General features: G+C 63.2%; 19 protein-coding genes and 1 pseudogene. 11 read left to right on the top strand and 9 right to left on the bottom strand.

Features of this window, described 5'->3' with window-relative positions:
• Positions 1-13: 13 nt before the first annotated feature.
• Positions 14-844: an AraC family transcriptional regulator gene (locus tag FJ986_RS13665; protein ID WP_140674839.1), complete on the bottom strand. Its 831-nt coding sequence runs from the start codon at positions 842-844 to the stop codon at positions 14-16.
• A gap of 87 nt (positions 845-931) precedes the next feature.
• Between FJ986_RS13665 and FJ986_RS13660 the strand changes: the two genes are divergently transcribed.
• Both FJ986_RS13660 and FJ986_RS13655 read left to right on the top strand, forming a co-directional pair.
• Positions 932-1,468 (top strand): hypothetical protein, encoded by a 537-nt coding sequence (locus tag FJ986_RS13660; RefSeq protein ID WP_140498831.1) that lies wholly within the window; start codon positions 932-934, stop codon positions 1,466-1,468.
• A gap of 169 nt (positions 1,469-1,637) precedes the next feature.
• Positions 1,638-2,267, top strand: a complete 630-nt coding sequence (locus FJ986_RS13655) for a MarC family protein (protein WP_140498833.1) — start codon at positions 1,638-1,640, stop codon at positions 2,265-2,267.
• A gap of 5 nt (positions 2,268-2,272) precedes the next feature.
• On the opposite strand, the gene FJ986_RS13650 is transcribed toward FJ986_RS13655, so the two are convergent.
• Genes FJ986_RS13650 through FJ986_RS13640 form a run of 3 tightly spaced genes read right to left on the bottom strand, consistent with a single transcriptional unit; the run spans position 2,273 to position 3,687 of the window.
• Positions 2,273-2,698, bottom strand: coding sequence for an OsmC family protein (locus FJ986_RS13650; RefSeq protein ID WP_140498836.1), 426 nt, complete (start codon positions 2,696-2,698; stop codon positions 2,273-2,275).
• Positions 2,699-2,720: 22 nt separating this feature from the next.
• The gene (locus FJ986_RS13645; RefSeq protein ID WP_140525355.1) at positions 2,721-3,134 is read right to left on the bottom strand and encodes a DUF2306 domain-containing protein; all 414 of its coding nucleotides are present in this window, start codon (positions 3,132-3,134) and stop codon (positions 2,721-2,723) included.
• A 40-nt stretch (positions 3,135-3,174) separates the two neighbouring features.
• A complete protein-coding gene (locus FJ986_RS13640; protein ID WP_140498840.1) occupies positions 3,175-3,687 on the bottom strand; it encodes a single-stranded DNA-binding protein in 513 nt (170 codons plus the stop codon).
• 236 nt (positions 3,688-3,923) lie between these two features.
• Here FJ986_RS13640 and FJ986_RS13635 point away from each other — a divergent pair, with 236 nt between their 5' ends.
• From FJ986_RS13635 to FJ986_RS13595, 9 genes are all read left to right on the top strand, one after another.
• Positions 3,924-4,238: a metalloregulator ArsR/SmtB family transcription factor gene (locus FJ986_RS13635; protein WP_140656346.1), complete on the top strand. Its 315-nt coding sequence runs from the start codon at positions 3,924-3,926 to the stop codon at positions 4,236-4,238.
• Positions 4,235-4,738: an SRPBCC domain-containing protein gene (locus FJ986_RS13630; RefSeq protein WP_140515306.1), complete on the top strand. Its 504-nt coding sequence runs from the start codon at positions 4,235-4,237 to the stop codon at positions 4,736-4,738. The genes FJ986_RS13635 and FJ986_RS13630 overlap by 4 nt, the downstream gene beginning before the upstream one ends.
• A 31-nt stretch (positions 4,739-4,769) precedes the next feature.
• Positions 4,770-5,375: an ATP-dependent Clp protease proteolytic subunit gene (locus FJ986_RS13625; protein WP_140498846.1), complete on the top strand. Its 606-nt coding sequence runs from the start codon at positions 4,770-4,772 to the stop codon at positions 5,373-5,375.
• Positions 5,376-5,472: 97 nt separating this feature from the next.
• Entirely contained in the window at positions 5,473-5,754 is a 282-nt protein-coding gene (locus FJ986_RS13620) for a hypothetical protein (protein ID WP_140564719.1), read from the top strand.
• A gap of 709 nt (positions 5,755-6,463) precedes the next feature.
• The gene (gene uvrA / locus FJ986_RS13615) at positions 6,464-9,385 is read left to right on the top strand and encodes an excinuclease ABC subunit UvrA (RefSeq protein ID WP_140498850.1); all 2,922 of its coding nucleotides are present in this window, start codon (positions 6,464-6,466) and stop codon (positions 9,383-9,385) included.
• A 28-nt stretch (positions 9,386-9,413) separates the two neighbouring features.
• On the top strand, positions 9,414-9,884 hold the full coding sequence (locus tag FJ986_RS13610; RefSeq protein WP_140674571.1) for a GNAT family N-acetyltransferase: 471 nt from the start codon (positions 9,414-9,416) through the stop codon (positions 9,882-9,884).
• Positions 9,885-9,926: 42 nt separating this feature from the next.
• On the top strand, positions 9,927-10,739 hold the full coding sequence (locus FJ986_RS13605) for a DUF72 domain-containing protein (protein WP_140525358.1): 813 nt from the start codon (positions 9,927-9,929) through the stop codon (positions 10,737-10,739).
• A 138-nt stretch (positions 10,740-10,877) separates the two neighbouring features.
• The gene (locus tag FJ986_RS30810) at positions 10,878-11,135 is read left to right on the top strand and encodes a hypothetical protein (RefSeq protein WP_140674568.1); all 258 of its coding nucleotides are present in this window, start codon (positions 10,878-10,880) and stop codon (positions 11,133-11,135) included.
• Between the two features lie 112 nt (positions 11,136-11,247).
• Complete coding sequence (locus tag FJ986_RS13595; RefSeq protein ID WP_140674565.1) at positions 11,248-12,399, top strand: GGDEF domain-containing protein; 1,152 nt, start codon at positions 11,248-11,250, stop codon at positions 12,397-12,399.
• Between the two features lie 51 nt (positions 12,400-12,450).
• Here FJ986_RS13595 and FJ986_RS13590 read toward each other — a convergent pair whose 3' ends face one another.
• The 5 genes and pseudogenes from FJ986_RS13590 to urtB all read right to left on the bottom strand — a co-directional run bounded on the left by FJ986_RS13590 (position 12,451) and on the right by urtB (position 17,218).
• A complete protein-coding gene (locus FJ986_RS13590; protein WP_140498860.1) occupies positions 12,451-12,627 on the bottom strand; it encodes a hypothetical protein in 177 nt (58 codons plus the stop codon).
• A gap of 230 nt (positions 12,628-12,857) precedes the next feature.
• Complete coding sequence (gene urtE / locus FJ986_RS13585; RefSeq protein ID WP_140557767.1) at positions 12,858-13,553, bottom strand: urea ABC transporter ATP-binding subunit UrtE; 696 nt, start codon at positions 13,551-13,553, stop codon at positions 12,858-12,860.
• 69 nt (positions 13,554-13,622) lie between these two features.
• Positions 13,623-14,369 (bottom strand): urea ABC transporter ATP-binding protein UrtD, encoded by a 747-nt coding sequence (gene urtD, locus FJ986_RS13580; protein ID WP_140674562.1) that lies wholly within the window; start codon positions 14,367-14,369, stop codon positions 13,623-13,625.
• A 171-nt stretch (positions 14,370-14,540) separates the two neighbouring features.
• Positions 14,541-15,605 (bottom strand): annotated as a pseudogene (gene urtC, locus FJ986_RS13575) (urea ABC transporter permease subunit UrtC); the annotation flags it as partial.
• A complete protein-coding gene (gene urtB, locus FJ986_RS13570; protein WP_140674557.1) occupies positions 15,602-17,218 on the bottom strand; it encodes an urea ABC transporter permease subunit UrtB in 1,617 nt (538 codons plus the stop codon). The gene urtB and the pseudogene urtC, both read right to left, overlap by 4 nt.
• Positions 17,219-17,298 lie beyond the last annotated feature (80 nt).

Raw genomic sequence — 17,298 nt, 5'->3', positions numbered from 1 at the left:
CCGCCATCTCGTGTTAGCGGCGGCCCGCGCGGCGGGCGCGATAGCCGCCGGGCGTCTCGCCCATTTCGCGCCGGAAGCGGCGATTGAAGGTCGAAAGGTCCCCGAAGCCGGCCTCGAAGGCGACCGTCGAGATGGCCTCGTCGGAAATGCGGAGCCGCACCGCCGCCCGGTGCAGCCTGGTCCTCAGCAGAAACCGGTAAGGGGTCATTCCGGCAATCTGCCGGAATGTGCGCAGGAAATGATACGGACTGGTCGCCGTCTCCCGCGCCAGCACGGCCAGCGAAAGTGGCTGATCGGCATCGATCTCGATACGCCGAACCGCCTCCGCGACCCGTTTCTGGTCGCGGCGGCTGGGTGTCCGCGTCATCTTGGTGTGCCCTGAGCTTGCGGCGACAGCCGCGCCGGCAATGCGCAAGCCGAGTTCCTCGAAAGCAGCGGTTTCGGCCATATCGCGCGCGGCCTCCGCTTCGGCCAGCAGCGGCATCAGCATCGGCAGTGGCGGCAACCTTGGCGCCTCGAAGGCCAGCATTCTGGCGCCTGGTACGTTCTCCACGATCCGTTCCATATGAGCCGGAGCAAAATGGAAGGAGAGGCAGCGGTCGCCGGCGCCGTGCTCGTGGCCGCATTCGTAGCATGTGCCGGGATTGCCAAGCAGCACCGCGCCTGGCGCGAGCATCGCGGTGCCCTGGCTGGCGCGATAGCGGAAGGTGCCGCTGGTCACCGCGGCGACGCAGAACGTCCGGTGCTCCTCCTCGAACGGCCGGTCGCCGGCGCCCGCCGTGCACACCACGTCCGACACCTGCCAGCCTGGCCCCGAGGCAATGATCCTGTCGCTCGTCGTCATAGCCTGAAAGATAGCAATTTTTCCCAAGCGCAGAACCCTGCCCCGGCCTATCGCTTGCGGTCTCCTGACAGCATGAAGGCACCAGCCATGACCAACCAGCCCACTTTTACCGAAGCCCTGCACAGCGACGGGCCCGCCCCCGGCTTTGCCGAGAATTTGGATCTCTACGGCCGCTTCGTCGGCGCCTGGACTTTCGATGCCAGCCGTCATCTCGAGGACGGCACCGTGCTGACCGGACGCGGCGAGGTGCATTTCGGCTGGGTGCTGGAAGGCCGCGCGATCCAGGACGTCTGGATCCTGCCCGCGCGCGATGCCGGCCCCTCGCCTTCTCTCGGCAAATGGACCTTTTATGGCACGACCTTGCGCGTCTACGATCCCGGCGCAAATGCCTGGCATATTTTCTGGAGCGATCCGCGCAACCAGTATTACAGCCGCCAACTCGGTCGCGCCGAAGGCGACACGATTGTCCAAGTGGGCGCCGACGGCACCGGTTCCTCTGTACGTTGGAGCTTTTCACGAATAACCGAAAATTCCTTCCGCTGGCTCGGCGAGCGCTCGCACGACAATGGCGCGACATGGCGGCTCGAAGTGGAGTTCCTGGCGCGGCGCTCTGGCCGTACCTGATCAAGCAAGCCCGCGACGTAAGCTCAAAAATATCCGCGGCTTCCTTCGCCTCCCCTCTGCCAGGCCTTCGCAGAGTTCGCGAACCGTCTCTTCCCGGCCGGTTTCCTCCGTCCCTGCTTTGCTCTACCAATGTCGGAATGCGGGCTCGGCCCGGCGGGAGGGGTGAGAGATGCCGAGTTTCGACAGCCTGTTCAACGCCTTCGTCACCATTCTGGTGACCATCGACCCGCCGGGGCTGGCGCCGCTCTTTCTGGCGATAACGCGCGGCATGAACCGCGAGGAGCGCCAGCAGGTCTCGGTCCGCGCTTCGGTCATCGGCTTCCTTGTGATGGCGCTGTTCGCGGTTGCCGGCGCGTCGATCCTGTCGGTGTTCGGCATCACGCTGCCGGCCTTCCGGGTCGCCGGCGGCTTTTTGCTCTTCTTCATCGCTTTCGAAATGGTGTTCGAGCGCCGGCAGGACCGCAAGGAGAAGATCGGCGACGTCGCCATCACCAAGGACATGATCCACAACATCGCCGCCTTCCCGCTGGCGATCCCGCTGATCGCCGGCCCCGGCGCGATTTCGGCGACTGTCCTGCTCTCCGGCTCGTTTCAGGGCTTTGGCGCCCAGGCGGCACTGGTCGGCATCATCTTCGTCTGCCTCGCCATCACCTATCTGGTGTTCGTGCTGTCGGAGCGCATCGACCGCATCCTCGGCCAGACCGGCCGCTCGATCCTGACTCGCCTGCTCGGCGTCATCCTGGCGGCACTTGCCGTCCAGTTCGTGGCTGACGGCATCAAGGCGCTGATGGCCTCATAGGCCGCTTATTTTGCCGTCGTGTCGATAATTTCGAAATCGTGGGTAATGGCGGCGGTCTTGGACATCATGGCCGAAGCCGAACAGTATTTTTCGATCGAGAGATCGATCGCCCGCTTCACCTTGTCGGGCGACAGCGCCCTGCCCTTGACGATGAAATGCATATGAATGCGGGTGAACACCTTGGGATCGGTCTCGGCTCGGTCGGAATCGAGCTCGACCACACAGTCCTCGATCGCCTCGCGCCCCTTTTCGAGGATATGGACGACATCATAGGCCGAGCAGCCGCCGGTGCCGATCAGCACCAGTTCCATCGGGCTCGGCCCCGGCGTTCTCCCTTCAGGGCCGAACGCGGTCCCCAGTACGACCTTATGGCCTGTGCCGGACTCGCCGACGAAGGTGCGTTCCTCGACCCATTTGATGCGTGCTTTCAACTGATATTCCTTCCACTCGGGATCACGGTCTGGCTTGCGCGACGCCGAAGACCACGTCGTGCAAGATTCTGCCGGGCACCAGCGTAAAGACACCGGCACCCACCAGTGCAAAGATATACAACGCAATCATCGCCTTGCGGTGCTTGGCGACGCGGTGATTGCGTGCATGCCAGACCGCCAGCGGCACCGTGACCAGCACCAGGATCGACAAGAGATGGATCGGGCTGAAAGGGCCAATGAGCCGTATCTGCTGGATCCAGAAACTCGAGATGGCGACGGCCAGCATCAGCGCCGCCCAGAGATAGCCCATCGCGCGGTGGCGCAGCGTGCCTTTCGGCAGCGCCAGCTGCACGCCGCCTATCGCCAGCGCGGCAAAGGCCGCGAGCGCATGCCATGGGATCGGAGGACGTGCCGATAGGAGCGGTCCGAGCGACATCGCGCCCTCTCCTCAAATGCCCGTCACGCCGTGTCGATGCTCAGAACGGAATTTCGTCGTCCAGCTCGCGCGACGAACCGCCGCCGCCCTTGGGAGCGCCGCCGCCACGATTGAAGCCTTCGTTCGGGCCGGACTGGCCGAAATCGGAACCACGGCTGCCGCCGCCGGAATAACCCCCGACCTGGCCGCCCTCACCCTGGCCGCGCGCGTCCAGCATCTGCAGCTCGCCGCGGAATCTCTGCAGCACGACTTCCGTCGTGTATTTGTCGGCACCGGTCTGGTCTTGCCATTTGCGTGTCTGCAACTGGCCCTCGACATAAACCTTCATGCCCTTCTTCAGATACTGCTCGGCAACCTTGGCGATGCCCTCATTGAAGATGACGACATTGTGCCACTCGGTCTTTTCCTTGCGCTCGCCGGAATTCTTGTCGCGCCAGCTTTCCGATGTTGCGATGCGGATGTTGACGACCGGCTCGCCCGAATTCAGGCGGCGGATCTCCGGATCCGCTCCGAGATTGCCGACCAGAATGACCTTGTTGACGCTACCCGCCATGATACTTCTCCGCGCTCGTCCGAAACAAATTTTTGTCGCAGCACCTTACAGGTTGCGCACACCCGTTGCCTGCTGTGGCTGCCTTTTCCCACAAGGTTTTTGTTCTCTTTTCGTTCCTATATGCATCGCCGCTCATTGTCAAGGAATGGCAGTAATGCCGGAGCCGCCAGCTTCCCTTCATATGGGCCGTAAAACATCGCTTGCCAAACCGATAAGTATCGACTTATGCTTTCGCCATGATCGAAGCGGAGATTTTCCGGGCGCTGGCCGACCCCACCCGACGCGCCGTCTATGAACGCCTCGCCACCAGCGAGATGACGGTGTCGCAGCTGCGCACCGGCATGACGGTGTCGCAGCCGGCTGTGTCGCAGCACCTGGCGGTGCTGCGCAGCGCAGGCCTGGTGGTCGAGCGGCGGGCGGGCCGCAACGCCTATTACCGCGCCGATCCGCAAGGGCTCGACCCGCTGCTTGGCTGGATCGAACGCTACCGGACCTTCTGGCCCGAGCGCATCGAAAAACTAAGGACGGTTCTCAAGGACATGGACCAATGACGCACGCACCAGTGACCGACGAAAGCCCTGCGCGGACCGCCCCCGACGCGATCGAGTTCGAGTGCGATCTCCCCGAGCCGCCGGAAAAGGTATGGCGGGCGCTGACCGTGCCCGAATTGCTTGCGGCCTGGATGATGCCCAACGACATCAATCCTGAGATCGGCAGCAATTTCGCCTTTGCCGGGCCGGATGCGCCGATCGAATGCGAGATCCTCGATGCCGAGCCCGGAAAAAGGCTTCGCTATTCCTGGCGGGAACAGCCGCGGCCCGACGAGGAACGGAACCCGCTCGACAGCATCGTCACCTTCACGCTCGCCCGCACCGTTTCGGGCGGCACGCATCTGCATATTATCCATGAAGGCTTTGCCCGTGCGGCGACATCCGCCGCCAGGCCCATGGTGACCATGGCAGGCGCCGGCTGCCGGCTTTCATTCGCTGCGCGTGCCTCCGGCCGCCGCCCCGCAGCCAATTCATTTTGCCTTCTGCAGCGCGCCGCTTGAGTGGCCGACACATGAAAAACGGAGAGAGACGATGACCGGTTTTGCCAATCTGGTGCCGATGGTGATCGAGCAGTCGAGCCGCGGCGAGCGCGCCTTCGACATTTTCTCGCGGCTGCTGCGCGAGCGCATCGTCTTTATCAACGGCGAGATCAACGACGGCATGTCGGCGCTGGTCTGCGCCCAGCTTCTGTCGCTGGAATCGGATAATCCCGACAAGGAGATCTCGCTTTACATCAACTCGCCTGGCGGCGTGGTGACCAGCGGCTTCGCCATCTACGACACGATGCAATATGTCAGCTGTCCGGTGTCGACGGTGTGCATGGGCTTTGCCGCCTCGATGGCTTCGTTCCTGCTGATGGCTGGCACGCCGGGACGGCGCATCGCGCTGCCCAACGCCAGCCTCGTCCTGCACCAGCCGCTGGGCGGCTTCCAGGGTCAGGCATCGGACATCCAGCGTCACGCCGAAGGCATTCTGCGCACCAAGCGGCAGATGACTGAGCTCTATGCGCGCCATTGCGGCCGCACCTATGAAGAGGTCGAGCGCACGCTCGACCGGGACTATTTCATGACCGCCGAGGAAGCGAAGGCATGGGGTCTCGTCGATCATGTCTACGATACCCGCAAAAAGGCGGCGTGACCGGCACAAGCACGATGAATTGAGCGACGGTCCGCCGTCCGGCGATTTGATGACCGCCGGTCTGGCCACCTCGACGGGGCGACGCTATAACCGGCAGATGATCGACAGCCGCTCATTCCGACCTCGGCGCCTTGCCGTCACCGCCGTCGCCGGTGCGCTCATGCTGGCCGGCGGCGCCTTTGCCGACGACAGCCAGAAAGGCAGCCTGCCCGGTGTGGCCGGCGATTATCGCATCGCCAAGCCGGCCCCGCAGCCCGAACCCGATGACGCCTTCCCCGCCAACGGAAACGGCCAGTTCAAGATCGGCGATACCGATGTCAGGATTTCCGGCAGCATCACGGTCGATGTCGGCGCCGGCGGGATCAAACCGCCGCGGTAGCCGACATGTCGCGGGCCGTCAGTACCTGCGCGTTCCCTCAAAAGAGCAGCCCCGCCGTGCTTTTAGCAAACGGACGGGGCTTTTCTGGATCTATAATCCAATCTTTCGCCGGGAATGTTTTACCGACTTTAGATTTCGGATGCTTCGCGGCGTTCAGCCGACGATCCGACCAGTAGTCTCTGATTTTGGTGCATCCGGCAGGGTCACGTCGGAAGGCGCTCGCGTCTCCCTGGCATTCATGCCTGCCGCGGCTCCAGTCACTGCTGGAGCCTCAAGGGACTGTCCGGTGGCGTCATGCTCCACTCCTGTGTCCATTGCGACAATCGTCGTCAGAAGCACTGATCGCAATAGCCCGCGGCGTCTCGCAGACCGCCTTTGGGCGGCGAGGCCATCGAAAGACAGCCGGCTTCATTGACGTGTGGAGTCTGCTCCCCTCAGCCAGGGACGTCAACCGCTCGATGTCCGATCGGAAAAAATGTGATCGAGCGAGATATCCCCTGATGGGAACCACGCCGCCTGCTCCACCGCTTTTGTCAGGAGCGTGTTCGGTCTTTGTTCTTTCCGCTTGCCCGTTCGTGCGAAAGACGGTTAAACGACTTGGTCGAGAATTGTGGCGTCTCTCGACGCGGCGGCAAAAATACCTACATAGGGGACGGCCGGGGAAAACCCGCCGATCCCACAAATTCCAGATCTGAGGCGGCGACCGGCAATGGCCGACCATAAATATCTTTCCATTCGCGGGGCGCGCGAACACAATCTGAAGAATGTCGATCTCGACCTGCCGCGTGACAGCCTGATCGTCATGACGGGCCTGTCGGGCTCCGGCAAATCGTCGCTTGCCTTCGACACCATCTATGCCGAAGGCCAGCGCCGCTATGTCGAGAGCCTGTCGGCCTATGCGCGGCAATTCCTCGAAATGATGCAGAAGCCGGATGTCGACCAGATCGACGGCCTTTCGCCGGCCATCTCCATCGAGCAGAAGACCACTTCGAAGAACCCGCGCTCGACGGTCGGCACCGTCACCGAGATATACGACTACATGCGGCTTCTGTTCGCGCGTGTCGGCGTACCCTATTCGCCCGCCACCGGACTGCCGATCGAGAGCCAGACGGTGTCGCAGATGGTTGATCGCGTGCTGGCGGTCGAGGAAGGCACGCGCCTGTTCATCCTGGCGCCGATCGTGCGCGGCCGCAAAGGCGAGTACCGCAAGGAATTGCTCGAGCTGCAGAAAAAGGGATTTCAGCGCGTCAAGGTCGACGGCGTCTTCTATGAGATCGCTGATGTGCCGCCACTCGACAAGAAATACAAGCACGACATCGACGTGGTCGTGGACCGCATCGTCGTGCGTGGCGACCTCGCAACGCGCCTTGCCGATTCCATGGAGACCGCGCTGAAGCTCGCGGAGGGGCTGGCGGTGGCGGAGTTCGCCGATAAGCCGCTCGATGCCAGTCAGACGGGCGAGGATTCGGTCAACAAGTCGAAGAACGAGACGCATGAGCGCATCCTGTTCTCGGAAAAATTCGCCTGTCCGGTCTCCGGTTTCACCATTCCCGAGATCGAGCCCAGGCTGTTCTCGTTCAACAACCCGTTCGGCGCCTGCCCGACCTGCGACGGGCTGGGCAGCCAGCGCGCCATCGATCCCAATCTGGTCGTTCCCGACGAGAACGTCTCGCTGCGCGATGGCGCCGTCAGCCCATGGGCGAAATCGACTTCGCCCTACTACGTGCAGACGCTGGAGGCGCTCGGCAAGGCTTACGGCTTCAAGCTCGGCGACAAGTTCAAGGATTTGAGCAGGGAAGCCCAGGAAGCCATCCTGCGCGGCACCGGCGAGCGCGAGATCACCTTCCAGTATGATGACGGCCTGCGCTCCTACAAGACGACCAAGACCTTCGAGGGCGTCATCCCCAACCTCGAGCGGCGCTGGAAAGAGACCGAATCCGCCTGGATGCGCGAGGAAATCGAGCGCTTCATGTCGGCCACCCCCTGCCCGGCCTGTCGTGGCTACAGGCTGAAGCCGGAAGCGCTGGCGGTGAAGATCGCCGGCAAGCACATCGGCGAAGTGACCGAACAGTCGATCCGCAAGGCCGACCAGTGGTTCACCGACCTGCCGGCGCAGCTCAACGACAAGCAGAACGAGATCGCCGTGCGCGTGCTCAAGGAAATCCGCGAGCGGCTGCGCTTCCTCAACGACGTCGGCCTCGACTATCTCACCCTGTCGCGCAATTCCGGCACGCTGTCGGGCGGCGAGAGCCAGCGCATCCGGCTGGCATCGCAGATCGGCTCCGGCCTCACCGGCGTGCTCTACGTGCTGGACGAACCGTCGATCGGCCTGCACCAGCGCGATAATGCACGCCTGCTCGACACGCTGAAGCACCTGCGCGACATCGGCAACACGGTCATCGTGGTCGAGCATGACGAGGACGCCATCCTGCATGCCGACTACGTCGTCGACATCGGCCCGGCCGCCGGCATCCATGGCGGCGAAATCATTGCCCAGGGCACGCCTCAGCAGGTGATGGCCAACCCGAATTCGATCACCGGCAAATACCTTTCGGGCGAGCTCGAAGTGGCGACACCAGCGGTTCGCCGCGAGGCGAAGAAGAACCGCCGCCTGAAAGTCGTCGGCGCGCGAGGCAACAATCTGAAGAACGTCACCGCCGAAATTCCGCTCGGCACCTTCACCGCCGTCACCGGCGTATCGGGCGGCGGCAAATCGACCTTCCTGATCGAAACGCTTTTCAAGGCGGCCTCGCGCCGCATCATGGGCTCGCGCGAGCATCCGGCCGAGCACGACCGCATCGAGGGCCTGGAATTCCTCGACAAGGTCATCGACATCGACCAGTCGCCGATCGGACGGACCCCGCGCTCCAACCCCGCCACCTATACCGGCGCCTTCACGCCGATCCGCGACTGGTTCGCGGGCCTGCCGGAAGCCAAGGCGCGCGGCTACCAACCGGGCCGCTTCTCCTTCAACGTCAAGGGCGGCCGCTGCGAGGCCTGCCAGGGCGACGGCGTCATCAAGATCGAGATGCACTTCCTGCCCGACGTCTACGTCACCTGCGACGTCTGCCACGGCAAGCGCTATAACAGAGAGACGCTCGACGTGCTGTTCAAGGGTAAGTCGATCGCCGACGTGCTCGACATGACAGTCGAGGAAGGCGTTGATTTCTTCGCCGCGGTGCCCGGTGTGCGCGACAAGCTCGACACGCTGAAGCAGGTCGGCCTCGGCTACATCCATATCGGCCAGCAGGCAACCACGTTGTCGGGCGGCGAGGCGCAGCGGATAAAACTCGCCAAGGAGCTGTCGCGCAAGGCGACCGGCAAGACGCTCTACATTCTCGACGAGCCGACAACCGGCCTGCACTTCCACGATGTCGCCAAGCTGCTGGAAGTGCTGCACGAACTGGTCGACCAGGGAAACACGGTGGTGGTCATCGAGCACAATCTCGAAGTGATCAAGACCGCCGACTGGGTGCTCGACCTCGGCCCCGAGGGTGGCGATGGCGGCGGCGAACTGGTCGCCTCCGGCACGCCGGAAGCGATCGTGCGCGAAAAACGCAGCTACACCGGCCAATTCCTCAAGGAATTGCTGGAGCGACGCCCCGGAGGCAAGCGCGAAGCAGCGGAGTGATGGCGGGCTGGCGTTGGGAATCTCCGGAATGAAGATCAGGAAAGCCCTCGCCCCGGATGTCACCGCCGTCATGACTCTGACCACGGATGCCTACGCACCCTACACCGCGCTGTTGGGCGCGCCGCCGATCCCGGTCACCGAAGACTATGCGCCACGCATCGAACGCGGCGAGGCCTGGCTGCTGGAGAGCGGCGGCGACCTGGCCGGGCTGATCGTCCTGGAGCGGCACGAAGACCACGCGATGATCTTCTCCGTCGCGGTGGCGCCAGGATTTCAGGGCAAGGGCTTCGGCATCGCATTGTTGAAACATGCGGATCAGCAGGCGCGCCTGTGGGGCGGGCCGGAGGTGCGGCTCTACACCAATGCGAAAATGGAGCGCAACATCGCGCTCTATTTGGCCTACGGCTATCGCGAAACGGGTCGCCGGCCCAATCCCTACCGGCCAGGATGGGTGCTCGTCGACATGGCCAAGCCGGTCGACGAGGTCACGGCGGCCTGATTTTTCTGAACGCGGCCAGATTTCTGAAACGGGAGGACGACAATGAGCAAATCGGGAACAATCCGCGCCGGCATGGGCGGCTGGACCTTCGAGCCGTGGGACACGTCCTTCTACCCGGAAAAACTCCCCAAGGCCAAGCAGTTGCAATACGCCAGCCGGCAGGTACCGAGCATCGAGGTCAACGGCACCTACTATTCCAGCTTCAAGGAACCGACCTTCGTCAAATGGGCCAATGAGGCACCCGACGGTTTCGTCTATTCGCTGAAGGGCAACCGCTTCGTCACCAACCGCCGCGTGCTGGGCGAAGCCGGTGAATCGATGATGCGTTTCCTTGGCTCCGGCGTCGCCGCGCTGGGCGACAAGCTTGGACCGATCCTTTGGCAGTTCGCGCCGACCAAGAAATTCGATCCCGACGATTTCGAGGCGTTTCTGAAGTTGTTGCCGGAAAGCCAAGACGGTATCGCGTTGCGCCACGCGCTCGAAGTTCGCAACGACAGTTTCATCGTGCCGGAATTCCCGGCGCTCGCGCGCAAATACAAGGCGGCCATCGTCTATGCCGATCACGCAAAATATCCTGATATCGCCGATATCACCGGCGATTTCATCTATGCGCGGCTGCAGACCGGCTCGGATGACAATCCCGACTGCTACACGCCAAAAGGCCTCGATGAATGGGCGGCGCGGGCCAAGGTCTGGGCGGAAGGCAAGCAGCCGGCCGATTTGCGGCGCGCCGACCCCGCCACCGACGCGCCGGTGCAACCGCGCGACGTGTTCGTCTACTTCATCACCGAGGGCAAGGTGCGCGCGCCCTTCGGCGCCATGGCGCTGATGAAGCGAGTGACAGAAACCAGCTAAGCGGCAAGCCTCTGCGGCTATCTCCATTTGCATGAATTGCCGGCGTCAACAGCCTCTGTCGGAACCTCAAGGCGTCATCATCGTTTTGCCTTGGTGGCGGGTTCCCGCGCGGGAAAACCAGCAGAAAAGCGAGGAAGGATGGCTGTCATCCTTATCGGTGCGTTTCTCATCGTCGCCGGCGTTGTGTATATGGCGGGCGCAGTTCTCAGGCGTGGACGGCTCAGCGATCCGGCACCTGCAGCTTCGGATCGACGGATGCCAAATCTCGCAACGCAGGCCCCGACGCTTGAGCCACGCCGCCGCGGCCTCGGTTTCCTAGGCGTGTCACAGAATTGGCCGGGTCTGCTGATGATGGCGGTCGGTGCCGTTCTGCTCCTGTCGGCGGTAGTCCTCTAACGCCGTGCAAGCTTGGCTTTTTCGCCGCGATCGTAACCTTATCGACACTTCCTTGCGTCATGACTCCAGCAACGTCAGGCTGCAGGGTCGTCGCGGGCAAGGAACGAGGGGCATGTCGCTCGACTACAACTCACTTCTGCTGGCGGTCGGTTTCTCCGCTGCCTGCCTGAGCCTGACGTTGTTCGGCACATGGCTCACCGCCCGCACCGACAAGTTCCTGCTCACCTGGGCGCTCAGCGCCATGCTGGTGGTGGGCGAGGTCTTCACCTATGACGCCTATATCGACGCGCCCAGGCGCGGCCTCGGCATCGCCACCTTCACCTTGCTGCTGGTCGGCTTCTCCATGATGCTGGGCGCCGCATACCAATTCAGAAGCGGCGGCTCGCCGATCCCCAGAGTTTTGATCGGCAGCGGCATTTCGCTGGCAGTGGCGCTGCCGCCCATGGCTCTCGGCTATGACGGGCTCGGCTTCATGTTCGAGAATCTGTTCGCGGCCCTGCTCCTGTTCGCAACCGCCGCCGAATACTGGAAGGGCCGCGCCGAGGCCCCAGCGCTTACCATCGGCGCCGCCGCACTCTATTCAGCGACCGCCATGTCCTTCCTGCTCTGCGCGACGGTTTTGGCATGGGACGGCAAGCTGATCATGAGCCATGCGCCAAGGAACTGGGCCGAGGATCTCAGCCTCATCGTCGTCATCGCCAGCATGACCGGCATCGGCGCCTTGTCGCTGGCCCTCAACCAGGGGCGTCTGGCGGGGCATCACCGCCGCAACGCGCTGACGGATCAGCTGACCGGCCTGCTCAACCGCCGCGCGCTGTTCGACCTCTTTGGCGATTCTCCCGTCGGCGCCTTTACCGCCGTGGTCGTGTTCGACCTCGATAGCTTCAAGGCCATCAATGACGAGTTCGGCCACGCGACGGGCGATGAGGTGCTGAAAGTGTTCGCCAAGGAGCTTGCCGGCAACCTTCGCCCGACCGATGTCGCCGCGCGCATGGGCGGCGAGGAGTTCGCGGTGGTGCTGAAGCGGACTTTGCCCGAAACAGTGGAAAACACGGCCGAGACGATACGGACCTCGTTCGCCGCGCGCCGCATCGACACCGAGAACGGTCCCCTGACGTGCACCGTCAGCGCCGGCTTTGCTTTCGGCACCAAAGAGGGCCTGAGCTTCGACAAGGTGCTCAGCGCCGCCGACAAGGCGCTCTACGCCGCCAAGCGCGGCGGCCGCAACCGCGTCACCGCCTCTCCATTCCGGCGCGCTAGCTGACCAAGCGCATCAATGCCGTGCCCATCATTGTTGAATGGCCGAATGCGGCTTTTACGCCGCCATGACAATTTCATTGAAGGCATCGAGGTCGACATAGAAGACCTTGGTGATCTCCTCGATCAGCTCGTCGTGGTCATAGCCCTGGGACTTCAGAATGTTGATGGCTGTGATGATGTCGACGCGCTCTGTGAGCCGCCGCTTCTGGTAGTCCTCGACGTAACGTTCCATGGCTGCCCCTTGGCCTGTATGCCCAAACGCGTTGAACGACAGAGATCGCAGGGAGGATGCTAGGAACGCATGCTTGCGCGGAACTTGCCCGTCGCCCACCTCGATCTGCGACAAACCAGACTGATACGGAAGCGGCCGACTCACAAAGCCATCAGAAGACTAGCATGTAGTATTGAGCGTGCCAGCGGGTGTTGAAGAAAGATTGAGCAATCTTTCATCAGGAGATGGATTTACACCGTCAGGAACTTCCTGACATCCGCCCGGTCGAGATCTTCCGCAGGACCAGTATGGACGATCTGGCCGCGGTCCATGATGTTGACCTCGTCGGCGAGTTCGCGGCAGAAGTCGAGATATTGCTCCACGAGAAGAACCGCAATGCCGGCCTGGTCGCGCAAATAGCGGATGGCGCGGCCGATGTCCTTGATAACGGACGGCTGGATACCTTCCGTCGGCTCATCGAGCACCAGAAGCTTGGGCCGCATCACCAGCGCCCTGCCGATGGCGAGCTGCTGCTGCTGGCCGCCGGAGAGATCGCCGCCGCGGCGGCCAAGCATCTGCTTGAGCACCGGAAACAATTCGAAGACATGCGCCGGCACGTTGCGGTCGGCCCGTTTCAGGGGCGAGAATCCCGATTCAAGGTTTTCCCGCACGCTGAGCAGCGGAAAGATCTCCCTGCCCTGCGGCACGAATGCGATGCCCGACCGGGCGCGGTCATACGCCGCGCTCCGGTCGAGCGCCTTCCCCTCGAAGGCAACGCTTCCGCTCGTCAGCCTGTGGTGGCCGACGATCGATCTCATCAAACTGGTCTTGCCGACGCCATTGCGGCCGAGCACGCAAGTGATCTTGCCGGCGCCCGCCTTCAGCGACACGCCGCGCAGCGCCTGGGCGGCGCCGTAGTGGAGCGTGGCATCGGAAACTTCGAGCATGTCAGCGCCTTCTCCAGAACCGAAGGAAGGCAAGATCGAAGCGATGGAATTGCACCCGCCAAACCATGCTCATCTCCCCAGATAGACTTCGACGACGCGTTCATCGGCAGATACGAAATCGAGCGTGCCTTCTGAAAGCACCGAGCCCTCATGCAGGCAGGTGACCTTGACGCCGAGCTCGCGCACGAAATGCATGTCATGCTCGACGACGATCACTGAATGGTCGCGGGCGATCTCCTTGAGCAGACGCGCGGTTTCCTCGGTTTCGGCGTCGGTCATGCCGGCGACCGGCTCGTCGACCAGCAGCAGCTTCGGGTCCTGCGCCAGGAGCATGCCGATCTCCAGCCACTGCTTCTGCCCATGGCTGAGACTGGCGGCGAGCTCGTCGCGTTTGTCGCCGAGCCGGATGGTCCCGAGGATGTCATCGATCCGCCGCGTCTCGGCGGGCGAGCGTCGATGGAACAGCGCCGGGAAGATCGAGCGCGGCCCCTTCAGCGCCAGCATCAAATTTTCCTCGATCGTATGGCTTTCGAAAACCGTCGGCTTCTGGAATTTGCGGCCGATGCCCATCATGGCGATCTCGGCCTCGTCATGGCAGGTGAGATCGACCTGGCCGTCGAAGAACACCTCGCCCTCGTCGGGCCGTGTCTTGCCGGTGACGATGTCCATCATCGTGGTCTTGCCGGCGCCGTTGGGGCCGATGATGGCGCGCATCTCGCCCTTGTCGAGCACCAGCGACAGATTGTTGATGGCGCGAAAGCCGTCGAAGGAAACCGAGACGCCGTCGAGATAGAGAATGGTGTTCGACTTCGACATCGCTCGTTACTCCGCCGGCTGTGGTTCGAGGCTGGACGAGGACCATTCGCCGGGTGTTTTGGCCGCCGCCTGCACGACTTTGGACGGCGCGATTTCACCATCGGCGCCGGCCTCCTCGGCCAACGATGCCGCGCGCAGCGCCTTGGCGTTGCCGCGCCAGCTATCCCACATGCCGATGATGCCTTTCGGCAAGAGCAGCGTCACGGCGACGAACACGCCGCCGAGTGCGAACAGCCACAGTTCAGGCAGCACGCCGGTGAACCAGGATTTTCCGGCGTTGACCAGCAGCGCACCGATGATCGGCCCGATGATGGTGCCGCGCCCGCCGACCGCGGCCCAGATCACCACCTCGATCGAATTGGAGGGTTCGAATTCGCCCGGATTGATGATGCCGACCTGCGGCACGTAAAGCGCGCCCGCGACGCCGGCCATGACAGCTGAAACCGTGAAGGCGAACAACTTCACATTCTCAGCCCGCCAGCCGAGGAAGCGGGTGCGGCTTTCGGCATCGCGCACCGCCATCAGCAGCTTGCCGTATTTGGAGCCGACGATTGCCCAGGTGACGAAGACGCCGAGCGCAAGCATCACCGCGCTGGCCGCGAACAGCGCCGAGCGGGTCACGTCGGCCTGGACGTTGAAGCCCAGAATGTCCTTGAAATCGGTCAGGCCGTTGTTGCCGCCGAAGCCCATGTCGTTGCGGAAGAAGGCGAGCAGCAGCGCATAGGTCATCGCCTGTGTGATGATCGAGAGATAGACGCCTGTGACGCGGCTGCGGAAGGCGAACCAGCCGAAGACGAAGGCGAGCAGGCCAGGCACCGCGAGCACCATGATCGCGGCGAACCAGAAATGGTCGAAGCCGGTCCAGAACCAGGGCAGTTCCTTGTAGTTCAGGAACACCATGAAATCAGGCAGGACCGGATTGCCATAGACGCCGCGCGAGCCGATCTGGCGCATCAGATACATGCCCATCGCGTAGCCGCCGAGCGCGAAGAAGGCGCCGTGGCCGAGCGAGAGGATGCCGCAATAGCCCCAGACAAGATCGAGCGCCAAGGCAAGCAGCGCGTAGCAGAGATATTTGCCGGTCAGCGCCACGATATAGGGCGGAATGTAGAAGGCGCTCGTCGGTAATACCGCAAGATTGAGCAGCGGCACGATGATGGCCGCCGCCAGCAGGATGAGGATGGTGATGGCGATGCGGCGGTCCGCGCCCGCGGCGAAGAAGCGTCCCGACATCATGCTTCCACCGCCCTGCCCTTGAGCGCGAACAGGCCGCGCGGGCGCTTCTGGATGAACAGGATGATCAGCACCAGCACGACGATCTTGCCGAGCACGGCGCCGGCATAGGGTTCCAGGAACTTGTTGACGATGCCCAGCGAAAAGGCGCCGACCAGCGTGCCCCACAGATTGCCGACGCCGCCGAAGACGACGACCATGAAACTGTCGATGATGTAGCCACGGCCGAGATTGGGCGAGACATTGTCGATCTGGCTGAGCGCCACGCCGGCAATGCCGGCAATGCCGGAGCCGAGCGCGAAGGTCAGCGCGTCGACCCATGGCGTCCTGATGCCCATGGAGGCGGCCATGCGGCGGTTGGCGGTGACGGCGCGCATCTGTAGGCCCCAGGGGGTGCGCTTCATCACATAGAGCAGCACGGCAAAGACGCTAAGCGCGAAGACCAGGATCCAGAGCCGGTTCCAGGTGATGGCAAGCTGGCCGACATCGAACGAACCCGACATCCAGGAGGGATTGCCGACCTCCTGGTTGGTTGGCCCGAAGATCGAGCGCACTGCCTGCTGCAGGATCAGCGAAACGCCCCATGTCGCCAGCAGCGTCTCCAGCGGCCGGCCGTAGAGGAAGCGGATAATGCCGCGCTCGATGGCGAGGCCGACAAGCCCCGCGACCAGGAAGGCAAGTGGCAGCGCGATGACCAGCGACCAGTCGAACAGGCCGGGAAACGACGTGCGGATCACCTGCTGGACGACGAAGGTCGTGTAGGCGCCGAGCATCACCATCTCGCCATGCGCCATGTTGATGACGCCCATGACGCCGAAGGTGATGGCAAGCCCGATCGCTGCCAGCAGCAGCACCGAGCCCAGCGAAATGCCATACCAGATGTTCTGTCCGGCGTCCCACAGGGCCAGCGTCGAATTGATGTTGGCGATAGCCGCCGTCGCGGCTTCCTGCACTGCGCCCAAGGCATTGGCCCCTGCCGAGGTGAGCAGCGATACCGCATCGCGGTCGCCGCGCGCGCCGATCAGGGCGATTGCCGCGAGCTTGTCGGCATCAGGCCGATCCGAGCTCAGGATCGACGCGGCACGAGCCTGTTCCAGCAAGGTCTTGACACTGGCGACCGTCTCATTGGCGATCGCAGCGTCGAGCGGCTCGATGTTTGCGGAATCGGGCGTCTTGAACATGGTGTCGGCGGCGGCGAGCCGCACGGCCGGATCCCTGGCGCCAAGCGTCAGCGTGCCCAGCGCATCGCGGATGGTGCGGCGCAGCGTGTTGTTGACCTTGATCTTGGTGATGTCGTCCTTGGCTGCTTCACCGGATGGCTCACCGCTCAGCGGGTCGAAAAGCTGGACCCGTTCGCCGCCTTCCTTGCCGACGAAGACCAGGGAATCGATCTTGCGGATGTAAAGATTGCCATCGGCGAGTGCCGCAAGAGGCCGCTCCACTGCCGGATCGCCGGTCGCCGCCAGGTCGTGAACGACAGCTCCCGTCTCCGAAAAACCCTTGGCGGCGGCGAACTTGGCGATGATGCCACGCAGATCGGCTTCGCCGGCGCTCGATGACGACAGCGTCGCCAGCAAGAACAGCAGTGTCAGGCCAAGTGCGCGGAAAAGGTTCATCGGCGTCAGGCGACTCTTCAGGGTTGAGTTGGACGTCCGGACGGCGAAGGAACCGTCCGGACGCTCGCGGTCATGGGCAT

This window comes from Mesorhizobium sp. B1-1-1 (assembly GCF_006442955.1).
In the GTDB taxonomy this organism is placed as follows: Bacteria; Pseudomonadota; Alphaproteobacteria; order Rhizobiales; family Rhizobiaceae; genus Mesorhizobium.
The sequence above is the reverse complement of the archived record's forward strand: the minus strand, read 5'-3'. Positions and strand labels throughout refer to the sequence as shown.

Excerpts from the sequence above, each read along its gene's own strand:
- FJ986_RS13665 (WP_140674839.1), bottom strand. The coding sequence starts at position 844 with ATGACGACGAGCGACAGGATCATTGCCTCGGGGCCAGGCTGGCAGGTG.
- FJ986_RS13660 (WP_140498831.1), top strand. The coding sequence starts at position 932 with ATGACCAACCAGCCCACTTTTACCGAAGCCCTGCACAGCGACGGGCCC.
- FJ986_RS13655 (WP_140498833.1), top strand. The coding sequence starts at position 1,638 with ATGCCGAGTTTCGACAGCCTGTTCAACGCCTTCGTCACCATTCTGGTG.
- FJ986_RS13645 (WP_140525355.1), bottom strand. The coding sequence starts at position 3,134 with ATGTCGCTCGGACCGCTCCTATCGGCACGTCCTCCGATCCCATGGCAT.
- FJ986_RS13640 (WP_140498840.1), bottom strand. The coding sequence starts at position 3,687 with ATGGCGGGTAGCGTCAACAAGGTCATTCTGGTCGGCAATCTCGGAGCG.
- FJ986_RS13635 (WP_140656346.1), top strand. The coding sequence starts at position 3,924 with ATGATCGAAGCGGAGATTTTCCGGGCGCTGGCCGACCCCACCCGACGC.
- FJ986_RS13630 (WP_140515306.1), top strand. The coding sequence starts at position 4,235 with ATGACGCACGCACCAGTGACCGACGAAAGCCCTGCGCGGACCGCCCCC.
- FJ986_RS13625 (WP_140498846.1), top strand. The coding sequence starts at position 4,770 with ATGACCGGTTTTGCCAATCTGGTGCCGATGGTGATCGAGCAGTCGAGC.
- FJ986_RS13620 (WP_140564719.1), top strand. The coding sequence starts at position 5,473 with ATGATCGACAGCCGCTCATTCCGACCTCGGCGCCTTGCCGTCACCGCC.
- uvrA (WP_140498850.1), top strand. The coding sequence starts at position 6,464 with ATGGCCGACCATAAATATCTTTCCATTCGCGGGGCGCGCGAACACAAT.
- FJ986_RS13610 (WP_140674571.1), top strand. The coding sequence starts at position 9,414 with ATGAAGATCAGGAAAGCCCTCGCCCCGGATGTCACCGCCGTCATGACT.
- FJ986_RS13605 (WP_140525358.1), top strand. The coding sequence starts at position 9,927 with ATGAGCAAATCGGGAACAATCCGCGCCGGCATGGGCGGCTGGACCTTC.
- FJ986_RS30810 (WP_140674568.1), top strand. The coding sequence starts at position 10,878 with ATGGCTGTCATCCTTATCGGTGCGTTTCTCATCGTCGCCGGCGTTGTG.
- FJ986_RS13595 (WP_140674565.1), top strand. The coding sequence starts at position 11,248 with ATGTCGCTCGACTACAACTCACTTCTGCTGGCGGTCGGTTTCTCCGCT.
- FJ986_RS13590 (WP_140498860.1), bottom strand. The coding sequence starts at position 12,627 with ATGGAACGTTACGTCGAGGACTACCAGAAGCGGCGGCTCACAGAGCGC.
- urtE (WP_140557767.1), bottom strand. The coding sequence starts at position 13,553 with ATGCTCGAAGTTTCCGATGCCACGCTCCACTACGGCGCCGCCCAGGCG.
- urtD (WP_140674562.1), bottom strand. The coding sequence starts at position 14,369 with ATGTCGAAGTCGAACACCATTCTCTATCTCGACGGCGTCTCGGTTTCC.
- urtB (WP_140674557.1), bottom strand. The coding sequence starts at position 17,218 with ATGAACCTTTTCCGCGCACTTGGCCTGACACTGCTGTTCTTGCTGGCG.